At 44.4% G+C, this 18,570-nt stretch carries 11 protein-coding genes and 3 pseudogenes; 3 read left to right on the top strand and 11 right to left on the bottom strand.

Features of this window, described 5'->3' with window-relative positions; translation table 11 throughout:
* Positions 1-414 precede the first annotated feature (414 nt).
* Both Q0502_RS03670 and Q0502_RS03665 read left to right on the top strand, forming a co-directional pair.
* Positions 415-598, top strand: a pseudogene (locus Q0502_RS03670) (N-acetylneuraminate lyase); the annotation flags it as partial.
* A gap of 47 nt (positions 599-645) precedes the next feature.
* Positions 646-2,274: a sialidase family protein gene (locus Q0502_RS03665; RefSeq protein ID WP_298647274.1), complete on the top strand. Its 1,629-nt coding sequence runs from the start codon at positions 646-648 to the stop codon at positions 2,272-2,274.
* 10 nt (positions 2,275-2,284) lie between these two features.
* Here the strand turns inward: Q0502_RS03665 and Q0502_RS03660 are convergent.
* Positions 2,285-2,784, bottom strand: a pseudogene (locus tag Q0502_RS03660) (DUF4982 domain-containing protein); the annotation flags it as partial.
* On the opposite strand from Q0502_RS03660, the pseudogene Q0502_RS03655 reads away from it, so the two are divergent.
* A pseudogene (locus tag Q0502_RS03655) lies at positions 2,779-2,884 on the top strand (IS4 family transposase); the annotation flags it as partial. The pseudogenes Q0502_RS03660 and Q0502_RS03655 sit on opposite strands and share 6 nt — an antisense overlap.
* A gap of 199 nt (positions 2,885-3,083) precedes the next feature.
* On the opposite strand, the gene acs reads toward Q0502_RS03655, so the two are convergent.
* The 10 genes from acs to Q0502_RS03605 form a co-directional block, all read right to left on the bottom strand.
* Positions 3,084-4,991 carry an acetate--CoA ligase gene (gene acs, locus Q0502_RS03650; RefSeq protein WP_298647269.1) on the bottom strand — a complete coding sequence of 636 codons (1,908 nt, stop codon included), beginning with the start codon at positions 4,989-4,991 and terminating at the stop codon, positions 3,084-3,086.
* Between the two features lie 119 nt (positions 4,992-5,110).
* Positions 5,111-6,964, bottom strand: a complete 1,854-nt coding sequence (locus Q0502_RS03645; protein WP_298647265.1) for a sodium:solute symporter family protein — start codon at positions 6,962-6,964, stop codon at positions 5,111-5,113.
* Positions 6,965-6,995: 31 nt separating this feature from the next.
* The gene (locus Q0502_RS03640; RefSeq protein ID WP_298647263.1) at positions 6,996-8,471 is read right to left on the bottom strand and encodes an L-fucose/L-arabinose isomerase family protein; all 1,476 of its coding nucleotides are present in this window, start codon (positions 8,469-8,471) and stop codon (positions 6,996-6,998) included.
* A 35-nt stretch (positions 8,472-8,506) separates the two neighbouring features.
* The gene (locus Q0502_RS03635) at positions 8,507-9,748 is read right to left on the bottom strand and encodes an MFS transporter (RefSeq protein ID WP_298647262.1); all 1,242 of its coding nucleotides are present in this window, start codon (positions 9,746-9,748) and stop codon (positions 8,507-8,509) included.
* A 39-nt stretch (positions 9,749-9,787) separates the two neighbouring features.
* Positions 9,788-12,301, bottom strand: coding sequence for a hypothetical protein (locus Q0502_RS03630; RefSeq protein WP_298647259.1), 2,514 nt, complete (start codon positions 12,299-12,301; stop codon positions 9,788-9,790).
* A gap of 92 nt (positions 12,302-12,393) precedes the next feature.
* A complete protein-coding gene (locus tag Q0502_RS03625) occupies positions 12,394-13,686 on the bottom strand; it encodes an acetylxylan esterase (RefSeq protein WP_298647256.1) in 1,293 nt (430 codons plus the stop codon).
* On the bottom strand, positions 13,683-14,882 hold the full coding sequence (locus Q0502_RS03620) for a glycosidase (protein ID WP_298647254.1): 1,200 nt from the start codon (positions 14,880-14,882) through the stop codon (positions 13,683-13,685). Before Q0502_RS03620 ends, Q0502_RS03625 begins: the two co-directional genes overlap by 4 nt.
* A gap of 32 nt (positions 14,883-14,914) precedes the next feature.
* A complete protein-coding gene (locus Q0502_RS03615) occupies positions 14,915-16,285 on the bottom strand; it encodes a glycoside hydrolase family 140 protein (RefSeq protein WP_298647252.1) in 1,371 nt (456 codons plus the stop codon).
* Between the two features lie 21 nt (positions 16,286-16,306).
* A complete protein-coding gene (locus Q0502_RS03610; RefSeq protein ID WP_298647250.1) occupies positions 16,307-17,341 on the bottom strand; it encodes a glycoside hydrolase family 5 protein in 1,035 nt (344 codons plus the stop codon).
* A gap of 35 nt (positions 17,342-17,376) precedes the next feature.
* Positions 17,377-18,513, bottom strand: coding sequence for a glycoside hydrolase family 5 protein (locus Q0502_RS03605; RefSeq protein WP_298647249.1), 1,137 nt, complete (start codon positions 18,511-18,513; stop codon positions 17,377-17,379).
* Positions 18,514-18,570 lie beyond the last annotated feature (57 nt).

Raw genomic sequence — 18,570 nt, 5'->3', positions numbered from 1 at the left:
CCGTTAACTTTTATTAATATAAGGGAAAAGGCCGGTATAAATTCATTTTGCCAGTTCATATATGTGTTTATTTTATCAGATCAATAATAAAAATTAAAATCCTTGACAAATATAGGGATATTTTTTAAATAAAAAATAAATAAAGGATATTTTTATAGAAACTTATCCTCTCCTTTTTCGTTCACCGCCTCTCTCCCTGCGGATTATCTTCGTTCATATTATAATAACAATCAATAAAATCCTCCTGACAACATCCCCGAACACAAAACAGTTAAACATCATTAACAGCTCCCTATTTAATAAATTATTTTCTATCTTTTACTTATAAAATTAATATATTTATTCTGCAGAAATATTTATATTACATCCATTATATCAGCATATATTTTAAATATTGATTGAAATAGTAACGGAGTGAGTAGCGTAATCGCATGCTACCGGGGTAATATTGTGGCCGGGAAGTGTATCATGAAGCTGATCGGCCTGGATAGGACATCAACCGTGTACACCATTCCGGAACGTTACGGACGAAGAGGAAACTATTATCAAAAAAGAACTGGAATCTATTGGGTTTTTTGAACGGTGTAATAGAATTTAAAGAATTTAGTGACTCCATTATTCAACAATAAATAAAAATAATTGATGATGAAAAAACTATTTTTAGGCTGTTTATTCTTTTGCTTCTCTCTCTTTATTCAGGCAACAGATACGATACAGGTAAAACAAACAAAAATTCCGATCTTAATTGACAGATCGGATAACGTATTGTTTTACATCCGAATAGATGCCCGGAATTCGAAGATACTGGATGAGATAAAACTCAGGTTTGCCGGGGATACCAATCTCGGTGAGATAGCATCCGTAAAACTATATTATGGAGGTACCGAAGCACCGGAACGGAAGGAAAATATCCATTATGCCCCGGTACAGTATATTTCGAGTCATAACGCACAAGGGAAAACACGTGAAGCAATTCCATCGTATTCTATCAAAATAGGCGGGCAACCTTCGCCAGCCAATGAAGTGGTTTTTAAGCCGGAACATATCCTGTTCCCGGGAATTAACTATTTTTGGGTTAGCTTGCAAATGAAACCGAACGCTTCACTCCTCTCAAAGGTTGATGTAGATATTGCTTCGGCTAAACTCGACGGGAAAAATGCCCTTATAGCAAGGGAGGATAAGCCGGCGACACATCGCATGGGAATCGGGGTACGCCATGCCGGTGACGACGGCGCTGCCGCTTATCGTATCCCGGGATTAGCCACGAGCAAAGAAGGTACACTCCTGGCTGTTTACGACATCCGTTACAACAACAGCGTCGATCTGCAAGAGTATGTAGACGTAGGATTGAGCAGGAGCACTGACAAGGGGCAGTCCTGGGAGGATATGCGGATTCCTTTGAGTTTCGGCCAATACGGCGGATTACCGAAAGCGCAAAACGGGGTAGGCGATCCGGCCATACTGGTTGATACGAAAGCAGGGACAATCTGGGTGATAGCGTTATGGACACACGGCATGGGGAACAGACGGGCATGGCACAACTCACAGGCCGGAATGGACATCAATGAAACCGGACAACTTGTCCTGGCAAAAAGTACCGATGACGGTAAAACATGGTCCGAACCGATCAATATTACGCAGCAGGTAAAAGACCCGTCGTGGAGACTTCTGCTGCAAGGCCCCGGAAGAGGCATCACCATGCAGGACGGGACATTGGTCTTTCCGATACAATTTATCGATTCGACTTCCGTTCCTTTTGCCGGCATCATGTACAGTAAAGACGGGGGTGAAACATGGAAAATACATAACCCGGCGCGCCCGAATACGACAGAAGCACAAGTGGCTGAAACAGCACCAGGCTTACTTATGCTGAACATGCGTGACAACAGGGGCGGCAGCCGTGCCATTTCAACTACCAAAGATCTGGGATTGACATGGATGGAGCACTCTTCCTCCCGGAAAGCTTTACAGGAACCGGTGTGCATGGCCAGCCTTTTACAGGTAAACGCCAAAGACAATGTGCTGAACAAAGATATCCTGGTGTTCTCAAATCCCAACTCCAACAAGGAAAGAAATAAGATAACGATCAAAATCAGCCTGGATGGAGGAGCTTCTTTCCCCGATAAGTATCAGTTACTTCTCGACGAAGATCACGGATGGGGTTATTCATGCCTGACGATGATCGACAGAGAGACAATCGGTATTATATACGAAAGCAGCGTGGCCCACATGACGTTCCAGGCCGTAAAACTGACTGATATCATACCCGACTAGGAAGCCCGGATTAGTTTGTCTGTATCTTTATACTCGCCTTCCCCAAACCGCTGGCCGTTGCTTCCAGCGGTTTGGTACCGGGCTTTTCCGTCGACTCGACGATGGTTACCGATACCGTAATAAATGCCAGATCTTTGCCGTCGGCACTGATTACGGCGCGATCAGCTTCGAGCACCAATCCGTACGGTTTTCCGGCAGTACGGATCTCTTTTTCAGCCATGGCGTTTCCTTTCTCATCACATGTCACTACTTTCACTGTTCCCGGATCGTACCGGATACCCATCCACATCAGGCGATACCGTTTCTGCCGTTCGAAATTCTTTTGCGCCTCTTCGGTATAACTTCCGTCGAGCGGAACGGAAAGGTCTTTCGTTCTTTTTCCCTGACTCTTTCCATTGATAATTCAGCCGAAGGGGAATTGGTATACACAAAGACAGGGGTTACCTCTCCTTCCCGCCCTTCCCAGCTCCAGTGCGGGAGGATATGCAGTGTCTCCTCTTCCTTATTCCATTGGCCGATAAAACTCATCTTCAACCTCTTTGACAAAACTAAATTTCAAAATGACAAAGAACGATTTGGGCATAATGGGCCAAGTTTATTTGATTTTTAATAACATCCCAATTTTAATGGGATACTAATGACTGTGAATATAAACTGAATTTATTGTATAAACGAGGAGAGCAAAAATTAAAAAGTTTAAAATATATGCTATAAACCGGGAAAAGATTGAACCGAAAGTGATATTTCAGGCTATAATACCTGAATAACTTCGAGACTTAACAAGAACCAATTGACATAGATACAAAATGCTATATTCTCTCCCGGCTGATCTCCTCTACGATTTCGGGATTGACCAACGTGGTGATATCTCCAAAGTCGGACTGCTCTCCTTCGGCGATTTTACGGAGGATACGCCGCATGATCTTCCCGGAACGGGTCTTGGGCAATCCTGTTACGAATTGGATCTTGTCTAACTTGGCAATGGCACCGATCTGGTCGGAGATCAGTTGATTGATCTCTTTTGCGAGATTCTGCCGGTCACGCCACAAACCGGTCTCTTTCAGCACCACGAACCCGTACAAAGCGTTTCCCTTGATATCGTGCGGATATCCAACAATAGCGCTCTCTGCTACCGTCTGATGCTCGTTGATCACATCTTCGATAGGCGCGGTTCCCAGGTTGTGTCCCGAGACGATAATCACATCGTCTACCCTCCCGGTAATACGATAGTAGCCTACTTCATCACGCAGGGCGCCATCTCCCGAGAAATATTTACCGGGAAATGTTTTGAAGTAGGTATCGATATAACGCTGATGATCTCCCCAGATAGTCCTTGCAATGCCCGGCCAGGGATATTCGATACAAAGGTTGCCTATTTGTTGATTGCCTTCGATCTCATTCCGCAACTCATCCATCAACACCGGCTTGATCCCGGGAAAGGGCAGAGAAGCGTATGTGGGCTTGGTCGGCGTAACAAAAGGGATGGCCGATATCAGTATCCCGCCTGTCTCAGTCTGCCACCAGGTATCCACCAGCGGACATCGCTTGTTGCCTACGTGGTCGTTATACCAGTGCCAGGCTTCCTCGTTGATGGGCTCGCCGACCGACCCGATCACCTTGAGCGATTCCAGCCGGAAATCCCGTACATATTCAATTTTTTCTTTTGCCAGGGAACGGATCGCGGTGGGCGCCGTATAGAACTGATTCACCCGGTGTTTTTGGATCACCTCCCAGAAACGGCTATGGGTGGGATAAGAAGGAATCCCCTCGAAAATGACGGTGGTGGCTCCGTTGAGCAACGGGCCGTAAATAGTATAAGAGTGTCCGGTAATCCATCCGATGTCGGCCGTACACCAATAGATATCGCCCGGCATATAATTGAATATATTTTTAAAGGTGTATGCAGTGTAGACCATATACCCTGCCGTGGTATGCAACATCCCCTTCGGTTTTCCCGTAGAACCGGAAGTGTAGAGAATGAACAGCGGGTCTTCGGCATCCATTACCTCTGCCTTGCTGGTAGCAGGCGCTTCATCCAGGAGAGGCTGCAGCCAGAGATCCCGTCCTTCTTCCATATCTATCTCCTGACCCGTGCGCTTTACCACCAGCACTCTTTCTATCGTCGGGGATTTAACAAGCGCCTCGTCTACGATACGTTTCAGGTCGATAGTCTTGGCTCCACGGAACCCACCATCCGCAGTAATAACGAGCTTGCAGGTGCAATCGTTAATACGTGTAGCCAATGCGTTGGAAGAAAAGCCGGCAAACACCACGGAATGAATCGCGCCGATACGTGCGCAGGCCAGCACACTGAAAGCCAGTTCAGGGATCATAGGCAGGTAAATACATACCCTGTCGCCTTTTTGAATTCCCTGTTCCCGAAGCACATTGGCCATCCTGGACACCTCGGCATAAAGTTGGCTGTAGGTATAATAGCGGGGCGGCTCTTCCGGATCGTTGGGCTCAAAAATAATGGCATTCTGATCGCCCTGGTTCGCTAAATGCCGGTCGATACAATTTTTGGTAATATTGAGTTTGCCATTTTTGAACCAGGTGAATTCCGCCTGTTCCATATCAAATTCCACCACTTTGTCCCATTTGCGGTACCAGGTAAAATTATTCTCGGCTATCTTCGCCCAGAATTTCTTGGGCTTCCGGATCGACTTCCGGTATACCTTAAAGTATTGTTCCAAGGATTTGATCGAATAACTACTCATCTTAACTGGATTTTTAATAGTTGCAAATAAATAAAAAAAATCCATTTAAACTTTCATTCTATAATATTTTCATGCCTTTTCGCTCTAATTTAATATTATTTAAGGATAAGGTATTATTTCTACTCCTCAAGTTTATCGTACCAGTTTTTCTTGAGTACCACAGAACCTATACCGACAATTACCAGTGCAATAACGAAAGAGCTAACCTGTTTCACTACCAGATAAATGGGCGCAGCGACTAATGCTGTTTGCCAGATAATACCCACGGTTACATTGAGCATATCCCTGCCAAAAGCTTTGTTCTTCTGGAAATCAGGCTGTTCTGCCACGACCATATCATGTACTGGTTTCCAGAATCCCCACGGACGTGTCTTTGCATAAAACTGTTTCAGTACTGCTGTATCTGTTGCAGGAGCAGCGTAGGTTCCCCAAATGCAGCCGATGACTGAAAATACCAGGATAACAGGGAAATAATATAAAGGCAGAATGGTATTCACAACCGGCACATAAGGCAATATAAGCGCCGGAATCAATCCTCCAATCATTCCCCATGCGAATCCATTGCTGTTAAATCTCCACCAGTGCCATTTTAAAATATTGGCAGCAATATAACTCCCATATAACGCGCCTGTTACCCATTGCAATATACTGTTTACATTCTCGGCAACTACCCCGAAAAGAATGCTGATTATTACAACAACCACGCCTACAATGATACTTGTTCGATTGGATTGTTTAGAGGTAGCATCTGGTTTTAAATACTTAATGTATATATCATTGACTAAATATGCCTGTGCAGCATTCAAGGTGCCTGCAAATGTAGACATGAAGGCAGCCAGAAGTCCGGCAAGAGTTATCCCTACCAATCCTGCAGGAATCCATTCATGGGCAATTACTGCAGGAAGAACCAACTCAAAATCAACTACTCCGTTCACTGTAATCTGCCCTTTGATCTGATCAAAGATGATCAGTCCGATCACTGCAAACCCCGCGATCATAAAATAACGCACAGGAAGTAAAATAACGGACACAAATCCACTCATTAATGATGCTTCGCGGGGAGATTTAGTGGAAAGAATTTTCTGCATATCATAGGTAGGTGCCGGCCCAGCCATACTGGCCAATATTCCTTTCATAAGTACCATCCCAAAGAAAAAAGAAAACAACTGATACCCGTCGGTTTGAATCTTTGAGTTGAATTCGGATAGTTTGCCACTCCAATCCAGTGCAAGATGGTTACCAAATGCCGGTGAGAACCAACCCTCCGGAACCAAGGATGAGAATTCGATGATATCCAGGTGTACCATAGCAATAACAGCTACCGCTATTGCAGCCAATGTCATGATGGCATATTGTGCCACGTCAGCCCAAACAATACTCATCATTCCCCCCATCAAAGCGTAAAAAGCGGCAAACAAAGTAAAAACAATACCCCAGACATGCGGAACATATGCATCAGGAATAAAACTTAATGACGGAAATATGGTTTTCAAGGGGAGAAATATTTCTATAAATTTCCCAATACCTATAAAACCATAGGCAAGCATGCTTAAACAAACGAGAATAGCAAAGACCACAATAATCCAGTGCGAAGTTACCGCTCCCTTGTCATTACCGAAACGAAATCCGATCCATTCCGCACCGGTTGTTACCCCGGATCGGCGTAACCATGCTGACAGGTAAACCATCAGGAAAATCTGGTTAAACACCGGCCAGAGCCAGGGGATATATATACTTTTCAATCCGTAAATAACCGTGATAGCTACCAGCCAAACGGTACCGGAAATATCAAACATCCCGGAAGCGTTTGACAAACCAAGCATATACCAGGGAATAGATTTTCCTCCAAGCAGATAAGACTCCAGGTTTCTGGAAGCCCTTCGTTTAAGATAAAAGCCAATGAAAATTAATAATCCAAGGTAAATAACGATAATTGCAATATCAAGCGTTGACAACAATGTTTTGTTCATCATTCGGGAAGTATTTTCAAATTTGAGTTGTGTATTATTGTTTGTCGGTTACTATTACAGCTTCCAGTCCAAGATAATTGGCTATTTTTTTCAGGGTTCTGGCATGGTGTCCAATCCCAAGGGAAAAATGATGTGTCGGTCCCTCTTTAACCCAGTTAGTCAGGAAAGTCCGAATGTCGGGTTTGAATTTTCCGCGGGTATTGGTATTCCCTGTCGGGGGTATGGGACCATCGACGGATTCTCCTTCCGCGATGACAAATTTGAATTTCCCATCATACGTTGAATTGATGCTCAGCATGGTGATGGGACCGGTTTTGATTTTAAACTCCACACCTGCACCCGAACCGGGTTTTCCATGGTATTTCTTCAGACTTCGGATGACTGGTTTTCCTTCGGCTATTGAAATATTATGGGGGCCGTCGTGCCCTACCAGGATGAATTCCCCCTCGAAGTCGACAGGGTGTAATTCAGCAAAGCTTCCGCCAATCCCCATTCTGTCCATGATAAACAAGGCGATCAGAGTTTTTACGTCGGATTCCCCGCACATAGGAATATTCCGGGCTGTCAGCAATGAGTTACCGACTATGAGGTTGCTCATTATCTGACGCTCCAGGCTATCAACAGATCCGTCGTAATAATAGGCCAATCCGCTCAATCTGCTTTTTGTAATAAAATGTTCCAATGCTATATATACTCTCGCAGCCACATACAGGTCTTCATCCCTGAGTTTCATTGAGATTGGATCAGATACAGGATCCGGTGTGTCGAAGAAAGCCAAAATCTGTTTTTGGGCCTTTTCAATTTCTTCAGCGGTCACGTCATTGTATTCCTTCACAATTTCATTTGCTTCACAAGCTTTAATATGACATCCAAAGAAGGTAGTAAACATCGTCGGGTCAAAGTGCATGTCGAGCATGGCATTCAATGAATGGCCAATGTGCCCGAAATGGGCATGTTTCAACCCATGCAACACTTTGGCGATCCGGCAATATTCATTGATTTGGGCCTCTACCTCCGGATCATCATGCAAGGTACCTATTATTGTTTCAGGAATGGGTTTCCCCAGCCGCATCGCCACTCCGGTAAATTCCGGAAGTGAACAAACATCGTCATTCATCAATTGCATGAAAGTGGAAGCTTTGGTATAATCAAGCCCCTGCAAAGGTTGTAATGCTACCAGCACAATAGGGATATTCAGATTTCTCATAATTACTGCGAAAGTGCCGGAAGTGGCGTAAGTTACCATATCACAAAAAAGCAAATCAAGATTCGCCGTGGTCATGGTATTGACTGCTTTATACGCTTTTTCAGCATCATCAATCAAACCGAAATCAAATACATCCACATAATCCGGTAATTTTTCAACGAAGATGTCCAGCTTTTTATACATTTCATCCAACAAACCCGGAAACTGTCCCCAGTAGGTATGATGGCCAACGCCTACTACTCCGACTCTCGGATTTTTACTTGCCGCCTGCGAGGCATAATCTATTTTTATAACATTTCTCATGACAATCAATTTAACACTTATATATTATCTGTTTTTTATGCAAAAGCATCCAGTTTCTTTATTTTCGGAATAAAGACCATCAGAATCACGAAGGCGAACGGATACATCAAACCTGCCCATAACCAAAGCGGATCGTAGGAATAGTTAGTAACAATATGGGCAATCCCGCGATTCGCAAAAAAAGCCGAAATTGCACCAAATGTACCGGTCAATCCGAACATGGTAGATGTAGCCTTCATACCGAAAACATCGCCTATTGCTGTTGAGTAGTTGGTGATCCATATCCCATGAGCAAAGAAAAAAAGGGAAATCAGGGCAATTACAGCATATGCAGAATCAATACCCGGCACAAAGAGAACGGAAAGCGTCAACAATGCCGCTACGCCCATCAATATTTTTCTTGCTTTATCGATGCTTTGTGTTTTGAAGAACAATTTATCAGAAATATATCCGCCCAGTATATTGGAAATACCCAAAACAAGAAAAGGTATCCAGAAGAGTTTACCTATCAACTCCAATGATATATCGCGGCTCTCATTCATAAATTTAGGTATCCAGAACATGAGAAAATAAAAAATCGGGTCGAATAATATCCGCATAAAGATAAAAATCCATGCATTTTTATTCTTCAGCACTGCTTTAAATGAGTATTTTTTTTCCGGTTGGCTTCCGGATAATGGAATTCCCCGCACTTTATAGGCACTATTCTTTTTGTTGTTAAAAAACAACCAGAAGCCGATCCAGATAAAACTGATGACAGGCGTAACAAGAAATAAGGACCGCCAACCGATACTATCGAGCAAATAAATGACCATCAAGGGTGCAATGACAGCTCCAATGGCTGAACCACCTATGGCTATACCGGTCGCCAGTGATCTCTTCTGCACAGGTATCCACTCGATCACACTTTTGATAACACCCGGGAAACAAGCTCCCTCACCTATTCCCAGGATAAACCGGAAGATAACGAATGCAGAAACTGAAGTGGCGATGCTATGCAAACCCGAGGCGATGGTCCATATAGCCAACGATAGAGCAAGCCCCAGTTTTGTCCCGAACTTATCGATAAATACCCCACCCAGGGTAAACATCAGGGCATATCCGACAATAAACCCGTTAGTGATCCAGCTATAATCGCTGTCGGAGATTGGGATATCTTCTTTAATCCTGATGATGGACATTGAGAGAACCTGCCGGTCAAGAAAACTCAGCGCTGTCACAATAAACAACAACCCGACCACTAACCATGGTATATATGTCTGCTCTTTCTTGTTCATATGTTATTTTGATATGCACTTGATTATCATGCTTGTTTCTTACCATGTGATTACCAACTCACCGGTTATATTTTTATATTCGTAATAATTACCCTCAAAATCGTTTCCTTTTTTCGATTCAAGGATGATCTCTTCCGCAGGATAATGATTGTTTTGGGGCATCGCTTTATAGTATTTACCGTCATTTTCAGGATAGACCCTTACCGTTGCATTGTTCAGCCCGGTTATGCCAATCTTCCGGCTAACATTGAATTCAACCGGCGCCATCTCACGGCAAGCAACAATTCCATCATCCTGCTCCACAAAAACACGGCATTCCTTGTTCCATGATTTAGGGAAGCGATAGGTTGAAAAACCATTCTTCAACCTGGTCTCGGTTCCGGTAAAAACAGGTACACCCTGGGGAAACCGGAACTGTTGTTCTACGGTTTGGTTCGGTACATAACCGGCAAAATAGAAACCGTTACCCTGCCGTGATATACAGTTGACAGGGTTTCTTAATGCTGCTTCATCTTTACTGAAAAAAATGGCATAACCCAGTTCCGACAAAGCATAACGCATCAAAGAACCGCCGATGAACCATTCGTCCGGATCGTCATTTGAGAGCAACATACTTCCGGTGTAAGTAGCCGAATTAGTCCCTCTCACATAACAGACTGAACCTCCGTTCCATGCAGGGTCTTCCCGTAATACAACCACATCACGCCGTTGGTTGTCCTGCACTACGGATGCCAATACCTTTGTATCTTTTCCCGGTTTATCGAGAACTGTTTCGACTCCGCCACCCGACATGCGCGCATCATGCCGGATCTGACCCGCCAGTTGTACATGGTCTGTTTTTACGGATATTTCCAGATTGAAAGTACCTGATAATGCTTCTACCAGCCGGATATTCATAAAATCGAGGAATTCATTGCTTGCGTGGCCGGCCGGCCCATAAAGCATAACCTTGCCACCTTTTTTGATAAAATCCATCAACTGTTTTTCCATGTCGGAACCCGCATCAGGTACTATCGTTACCAGTACTGAAGCATCGAGCACCTTGTTTCCCTGCTTCATGAGTGTGGTGAGGTTTGTGGTGGAAACGACTGTATTTACGGGAAACCCCTCATTAATTGCCTGACGAATGAACCAGTCTCCATAGAAAATTTCTTCCAGACGTTCGGATTCTTTAAAGGCATAACGATGATATTCATCAAAGGGGTATACCCAGACAACCGGTCCGGCAGCATCCGGAGAATTTTTACGAGCTTGTAAGATATGCGGGATTACTTCATTGGGAACCTGATCGGGCATATTGCCATAAGAGTCGTCAATAGACAGGAAATTAAGGTGGGTCGGAAGTTTCACTTTGCCTTTACTGTCAATGCGGCTGACCGACATGGGCATATAGATATCGTGCGATTCACGTCCATAACGATCAAGCCAGGGACTATTTGCCCACCATGGGTCGTGGGTGTAAAAGCGGAAAAGATAGCGATCATCCGGCAGTTCCGCCATTCGGGACATAAATCCCGTGAGTTCAAGGCCGAAATCTCCATCCAACGCAGCCCATGGGGAGTTGGGAGGCGGCAGAATATTAAAATTCCCTTCGTAGATACTTTTCAGGTCCACCCCATCCCTTGCCAGGTCAATCCCGGTCGAAAGGTTGGTACCCCTGGTTTCCACCCTGAAATCCGGACAACCTTCCCGGAACGATGTCCAGAACAACAATATCTTACTTCTGATATCCTCCATTTTCTCGCCATGGAAAACCTGTCCGTCGAAAATAGCACCTATGGTATTCCAGGTCTCCATCCCAAAACCGAATCCGTTAGAGAGCCATAAATAATCGAAGCCCAGATCACCCAGAAAGGCAGTGCTTTGTTTACCCAGGAAGGTGCCGAAGAGTGTCCCCTGAGGGATTCCTTCGGGATAAGCTGCATAGGGATAGTTATCAGCATTCAATGTGGCATAACAAACTACAAATGATTTGGTACCCATGGTATTGGCCATACACACTTCGGGGTGGCGCTCATACTTGAAAGAGGAAACAGCAAACTCCGGTCCGGGATCAAAAGTAGCTCCCACCCGGATGGGTTTCCCCGTCAATTTCACTCCCTCTTCCCTGATGGTCCGGACAATAAACTTCAGATCACCATATGTAAACACGGGCGGCTGCTCAATATAGGTATAAGCCCTGTCGTGCAATGTGAGTGATCGCGGGCCGGAATTTACCGGGTGGGGAGCATTCGGGTTACCGATGTATTTTGCCCATTCCAGTTCCTGGTTCATATCACCGGAATAATCAAGAATTTCGGATCCGTCAGATGTCCATAACATCACTGAAACAGTATCGGCATGTTGAAGTAAAGGCTGCCATTGACGAAATGCCTTCCGGCAGACATCCCGGATATATTCCTGATCATTTTTCTTAAAAGGTTTCAACGACATTTCCAATGTAATATTATTAAAACCTTCTATGAAAGGAGCACTGGCAAAAGCAGTAACAGGTAGAGACATTACAGCCAATATACCCAGATAAAGTATCCAATAGCGGTCTTTTAATCGCATATCAAAAATCAATTATGTAGTGAATAAAACAGATATAATTCATTCAAATTGAGTGACTCAATCCATGGGATGATGCCCAATGGCCTGAATGTTTACTTATCTTTGATGACCAGCCACCATTTCCAGGAACTGTTCCACTGCTCAGGAAAGGCATAATGGGCTGTCTCCGGAACTACCATCAGTTCTTTGGGAGAGGAGACTGCATTGTAGGCGGCAAACATTGAGGTCGGGGGGCACACCATGTCGTTATAGCCAAAAGAGAAAAATACGGGCACAGTAAGAATGCGGGCAAAATTTACCACATCATAATACTGCGTATTCTGCACCTTCAGGTCGCGAAGTGAAGCAGGTTCGTTTGTGTCGCTGAAAATTGCAGGCCATCCACTGGCCCGCCCATGTAACACCCCAGTAAGGTCGGCAAGAGCAGGAAAAAGGGCTATGACTCCTTTCACCCTCTTATCCAGGGCCCCGGTCACGATGGATAATGCGCCGCCCTGACTGCCCCCCTGTACAACGAGATTTTGACCATCGAATCCGGGCAGGCTGAAAATGACATCGACTGCTTTTATGCATCCCAGATATACTCTTTTATAATAAACTTTATCCCTATTCTCCCAGCCGGTATACTGATAATTATAAAGGGCGCCCTTGCCCAGATTCTCGTAAATATAATTATCCATGGTCACCGGAATACCATGAATACCGAGATCGAGTGTAATATAACCATTTTCAGCGCCAGGAATATGACCGGTATATGGACGGATCCCCGCTCCGGGTACACGCAGCAAAGCAGGATATTTTCCCGGCGCTTTCGGCATGCATAGTATACCATACATACGCCCTCCTTCATGGTAATTCTGAAAATCGATTTCATATACATCGACCTTCGCAGTGCTTCTGCCGGGCAACAGGTGCATACGCAAATCCAGCGGCAGGCGTGCATTATAACTGATCGCATCAGACCAGAACTGATTGAAATCGTCAGGCATCCGGGTTACAGGAATAATATTCTCAGGTTCGAAACCCACTGTCGCACGCCCTTCATACTCTTTTCCATTATATGAAGCATAGACAAGACAACGCAGAAACCCCGGTTGTTTCATTGTACCCGCTTCAAGTTGCATTTTGCCGTCTTTGAGTAATGCCGTTCCCTTTTTGAAAGCGGGCATCATATCGTACGACAACTCATAACGCAGTTCCACGTTCTCCAAGGGGAATCGGTTTTTGGTGACCATTATATCGAACCTGGCATTTTCGCCGAGGGTATAGTCCCAGTCCCTGTTCTGGGGAGAAACGTGCACTATCACCAATTGTTCGGACAGTTGGGCAACGGACAGGAATGAATTAAAAACAAATAACAACAGTATATTAATCGTAGGTCTCATAAGTATTTATATAAATGATCTTTCATCATTATTTCCGAAAAACCTTTTTTATTCTTTTCGATCAATCTCAAAATCGACATAACGGAATTCATTGAACAAAGGCCGTCTTCAGAAGTATTGAAACAGTAGTCTATCAGTTTGTCTATGGTAGAAGTTGCTACATGCATCCGGGTGTCGGATGAGGCGTAATAGATAAAAACCGTTCCATCATCATCAACAATCCATCCGTTGGAAAACAATACATTGGAAACATCACCCACCCGTTCTTCTCCTTCGGGTGCCATAAAATACCCTCCGGGCGAGGCGATGAGTCTGGTTGGATCATCCAGATCGGTCACATATAAATATAAAACGTACCTAAGTCCGGCAGCACACATGCGTACCCCATGGGCCAAATGCAGCCATCCTTTCGCTGTTTTGATCGGGTGAGGTCCTTCTCCATTCTTCAATTCTTTGATGGTGTGGTAAATACGCGGTTCGATTATTTTTTCGGTTGTAACCTCGGCATGACAGATATCATCTACCAATGCCCAACCAATTCCTCCTCCATTGCCTGTATCGATAAAACCGTCCTGCGGGCGGGTGTAGAGTGCATATTTACCGTCAACAAATTCGGGATGCAGCACTACATTCCGCTGTTGTGACCTGGTTTTTAAATCGGGCAGCCGTTCCCATTCTTTCAGGTCTTTTGTTCTGGCAATACCCGCTGAAGCGATGGCTGAAGACAGATCGCCTTTAGGAGCATCAGGGTCTTTACGCTCTGTACAGAAGATGCCATATATCCAGCCATCTTGATGTGCCGTCAGACGCATATCATACACATTCACATCCGGATTTTCTCCTTCCGGCATCAGGATCGGGTAATCCCAGAAACGAAAATTGTCGATACCATTGGGACTTTCTGCAACGGCAAAGAATGATTTGCGATCTGCTCCTTCTACCCTGACAACCAATATATATTTATCCCCTAATTTAATAGCGCCCGAATTCATCACCGCATTCATCTGAATACGTTCCATCATATAGTGATTGGTATCCGAATCCAGATCATACCGCCAGTTCACCGGAACATGTTCTGCGGTGAGAATGGGGTATTTATAGCGGTTATATACGCCATTACTTTTGCTCACTATTTCATTTTTACGTGTCACCAGACTCTCGTGCTCACTGATAATACGTAATATCTCTTTGTCCATATATTTTTCTAATGAATTTTTAATTGTCCTGCCTATCTTATCTCTTCAATGACTAAAATCCAGTCGTTTCCTTTTCCATGAGTCGCCGGTTTGGCAACATAGTTTCCTTTTGCTTTGGTTATTTTAATGGCTGTTTTTATACCGGTGACGGGCTGAAACCACGAGAGCCTGATTTTTTTTGTGGTGTTCATTTTTTCAAGAGATACAATGGTCTCTTTTCCAGTGGGAATATATACCAGGGCGTAGCCGTCACCTCGTGTCGCCACTACTTTTTCCCGATTGTTACTATTGGCACTGACGATGAGACTTTGATCCGGCACGCGGCTCAGATAATCAAAGGATCCCAATAATGTGCTGGCATGCTTTATCGCAAATGAGCCGGGTAAGTCAAGCGCTTCCTGCCAGCTTCTCCGTGCATCGCACATTGGTTTGCGTCCCTCTTCATAGAATTGCCAGACACTGTTGCTACCGTAAGTATAGCCAAATCCTCCCGAGAAAAGACTCCAGTAAAGCGACTGCCTCACATCTGTATCGTCGAACCAGCCATTTTCGGGCTTAAACCCAACCGGGATATCTTCATAACGGGGCTCGGCATCGATACATGGTTTCACCGGCTTCAACCGATAATCCTTTACCAGCAATCGCTCATAGATCGCATAGTCTGTGTGTGAGTGACTGGTCTGGCATATGTTGAAATCGCACCAGTCGGATTGGTGAAACCATTCGGAAGAGGAACGCTCGCCTTGCGGATGGAAGGTCATTAAATGATGCTTATCTTCCGATTTGATTCCCCTTGCCAGGGCATCCCATATTTCATAGTTCTTACCTTCGGCCGAACGATCACCGCCGTTCATCCAAATGATATTGGGCATATCCTTATAGCGTTTTCCCAGGAACTTACCGTATTCACACGCATTCTCCACTGAAAAGATTTCAGGCCCCACTCCCCATTTCTTGTCCACCTTGTCACCCCAGGTGGGTACCAATGCCATGTATAACCCATATTCCTGCGCCATGGCAACGACTTCATCAATCCAGTCAAACCATGCTTCATTGGGTGTTTCCGGATTACTGTTGATTAAGGGCAGTGCTCCATACCGATTTGGGGTTTGCAATCCATCCAGTTCGGGTAAGATGACTGCCTGAATGACTGTAAAACCTTTACTTGCCCGATTTTGAAAATAGTACTCGATCTCTTCTCTTGTAAGCCGGTGAAAAAGTTGCCAGGCGGTATCTGCAAAAAAGAAGAAAGGTGTTCCGTCCTCATGGACGATAAATCTCTTATTATCCGAAATAACCAATCGTCCGCATGAAGAACTTATCGAGGTAAATTGAGTGATTTCCGACGATACACCTTTTGAAAAGACGAAAAACAGACCGATCAATAGTAATCCTATTTTCATACAACAGTTACGCTAAATTATCTATTTTGTCCAGAGATATTTTTCTACAATCTTCATCTGTGGGCGTTCCTGACCCTCTATCGGCTGAATGGCCATGAAGTTTTTCCCCCACCACGGGCCTGCAGCCCAATAGGTTCCATTGATTCCATTGTCCTGCAGATAAGAGAGGAAATTGTCCAGACAGACCTGCCAGCGTTCATCCTCATCGGGAATACCATACTCGCCAATGAAACCTCTTAAATTATTCTCCCGCAGCCATTTGATAAAAGGTTGTATACGTTCGATCCCTTTATAGGGATTGGCTTTTTCTTCTTCATAGCTTTTTTTGTAGGTTCCTGAAGCATCATTATCGAAATAAACATGCGCTTCAAAAATTAAATTGTCAGCAGGATCGAAGAGATTTTTCAGGTTATCACTGAATTGCATCCAGCGTTCTGCCGAACTCCAGCTATCGCCTCCCACTACAATCGAGTTTTTCATGTCATACTTTCGAATGGCCAGTATGGATGCCTGTGCAATTTTTACCCAGGGAGTACCGTCCAGCATGTTGTTTGGCTCATTCATTAAACCATAACCCCAGATATTTTCATATTCGTGGAATTCTTTTGCAATTTTTCCCCATAAATCAGCAAGATGCGCTATCTCCAATCCACCTTCTCCAATAATATATCTCGTTTCACCCAGGTATCTTCGTCCGTAATTATGCAAATCAAACAATACAAGAATATCCCGTTTGGCAGCTTCATCCACAACAAATCTCAGGCGTTCAAGCTCTTCTTTTTCCAATTCTCCGTAAAGCTGATGCTGAATCCTGTCCCATTTAAAAGGCAATCGGATCAACTGGAACCCTTTTGATTTGACATAATCGAGATTGGCGGCTGTAGGATAAGTATAATCTTTGTTATATACCCCGGGGAAGTTTTTACCAAAGTCGGCCCCGGCCAGGTTCAGCCCAAAGGGTTGAGGAGGATTATTTACTTTTGAGAAATTCTGAGCAGTAAGGCTTGTCACCATAATTACTGCTACTAAAAACGAAAACTTTATTTTTTTACCCATTATTTATTGTTTTGAATATGAATTATTAAAACTTCTTACTTCGGATCGGTGACGGTATATTTTTCCAATACAGCCATCTGAGGCCGATCGGTTGTATAATTGTTGGTCGGTTGCACGGCCAGGCGATAATTGCCCCACCTGGGACCTGCCGACCAATAGGTGCCGGGCACTCCATTATCCCTCATGTAGATAAGCATATTTTCCAATACTGTATTCCACCTCGGATCATCATCCGGAATTCCGTATTCTCCGACTATCCCCTTTTTGTTATACTTTCTCAGCCAGTCCACAAAAGGTTTGATCCTTTCCACCCCGGTTTGCGGCGTTGCTTCTTCGGCTTCATACGTTGAGGGGACGAAAACGTCATTTACATAACTTCCGTAAGAACCGGAGTTGTTTTTATCGAAATAGGTATGAGCCTGATAAATAAGATTGTCTGACGGATCGACCAGATTCCTCAGGTTGTCACTGAACTGAACCCAATGGAAAGCGGAACTATAACGGTCTCCGCTAATGAGTATAGGTGTTTCGGTATCCACTTGCCGGATGGTGTTGATGGTTGCCTGAGCAATTTCAAACCAGGCTGATGTGGTTGGCATCGAATAGGGTTCGTTCATAATATCGTACGCCCAGATATTCTTATACGACTTGAACTCAAGCGCAAGTTTTTTCCATACATCCGCCAGATGTTCCTTTGTAAGTTCCGCTCCCGCACCTATCACCGTCTGGGTCTGTCCTCCATCGAACGAACGGCGGGCAAAATTATGCATATCCAGAATGACCGGCATGTTTCTATCTTCTGCCGCTTTGACAAATTTTTTCATTTCACCTAAATCGAGAGGATTCAGTGAACCATTCAGTTCATATTGCACCCTTTCCCAACGAAACGGGAAACGGATAAGTGTCAATTTTTTAGATTTAAAATAATCGAGACAATTGGCTGTCGGATACCCATAATGGGTTCCGATCACTCCCGGGTAAACACCTCCGAACTCGGCTCCTGAAAGATTCACTCCAAAACTTTCGACCATTGCGTTGGGATAGGAAGTCCCCGGATCGGGGTTAGTATCGGGTTTTTCGGGCCCAACCGGTGTTTTGATATCTTCCCCTTTTTCGCAAGCGGTAACCAAGGCGAGAGCGATAAGTGATATTATAAAAATAAATTTTTTCATAATAATTTTTATTGAGGGAACCACTGCTGCTTTTAGGCAATGGCCCCTCAAAAATAT

The organism is uncultured Proteiniphilum sp., from assembly GCF_937873925.1.
In the GTDB taxonomy this organism is placed as follows: Bacteria; Bacteroidota; Bacteroidia; order Bacteroidales; family Dysgonomonadaceae; genus Proteiniphilum.
This window is presented reverse-complemented; position numbering and strand designations above follow the sequence as displayed.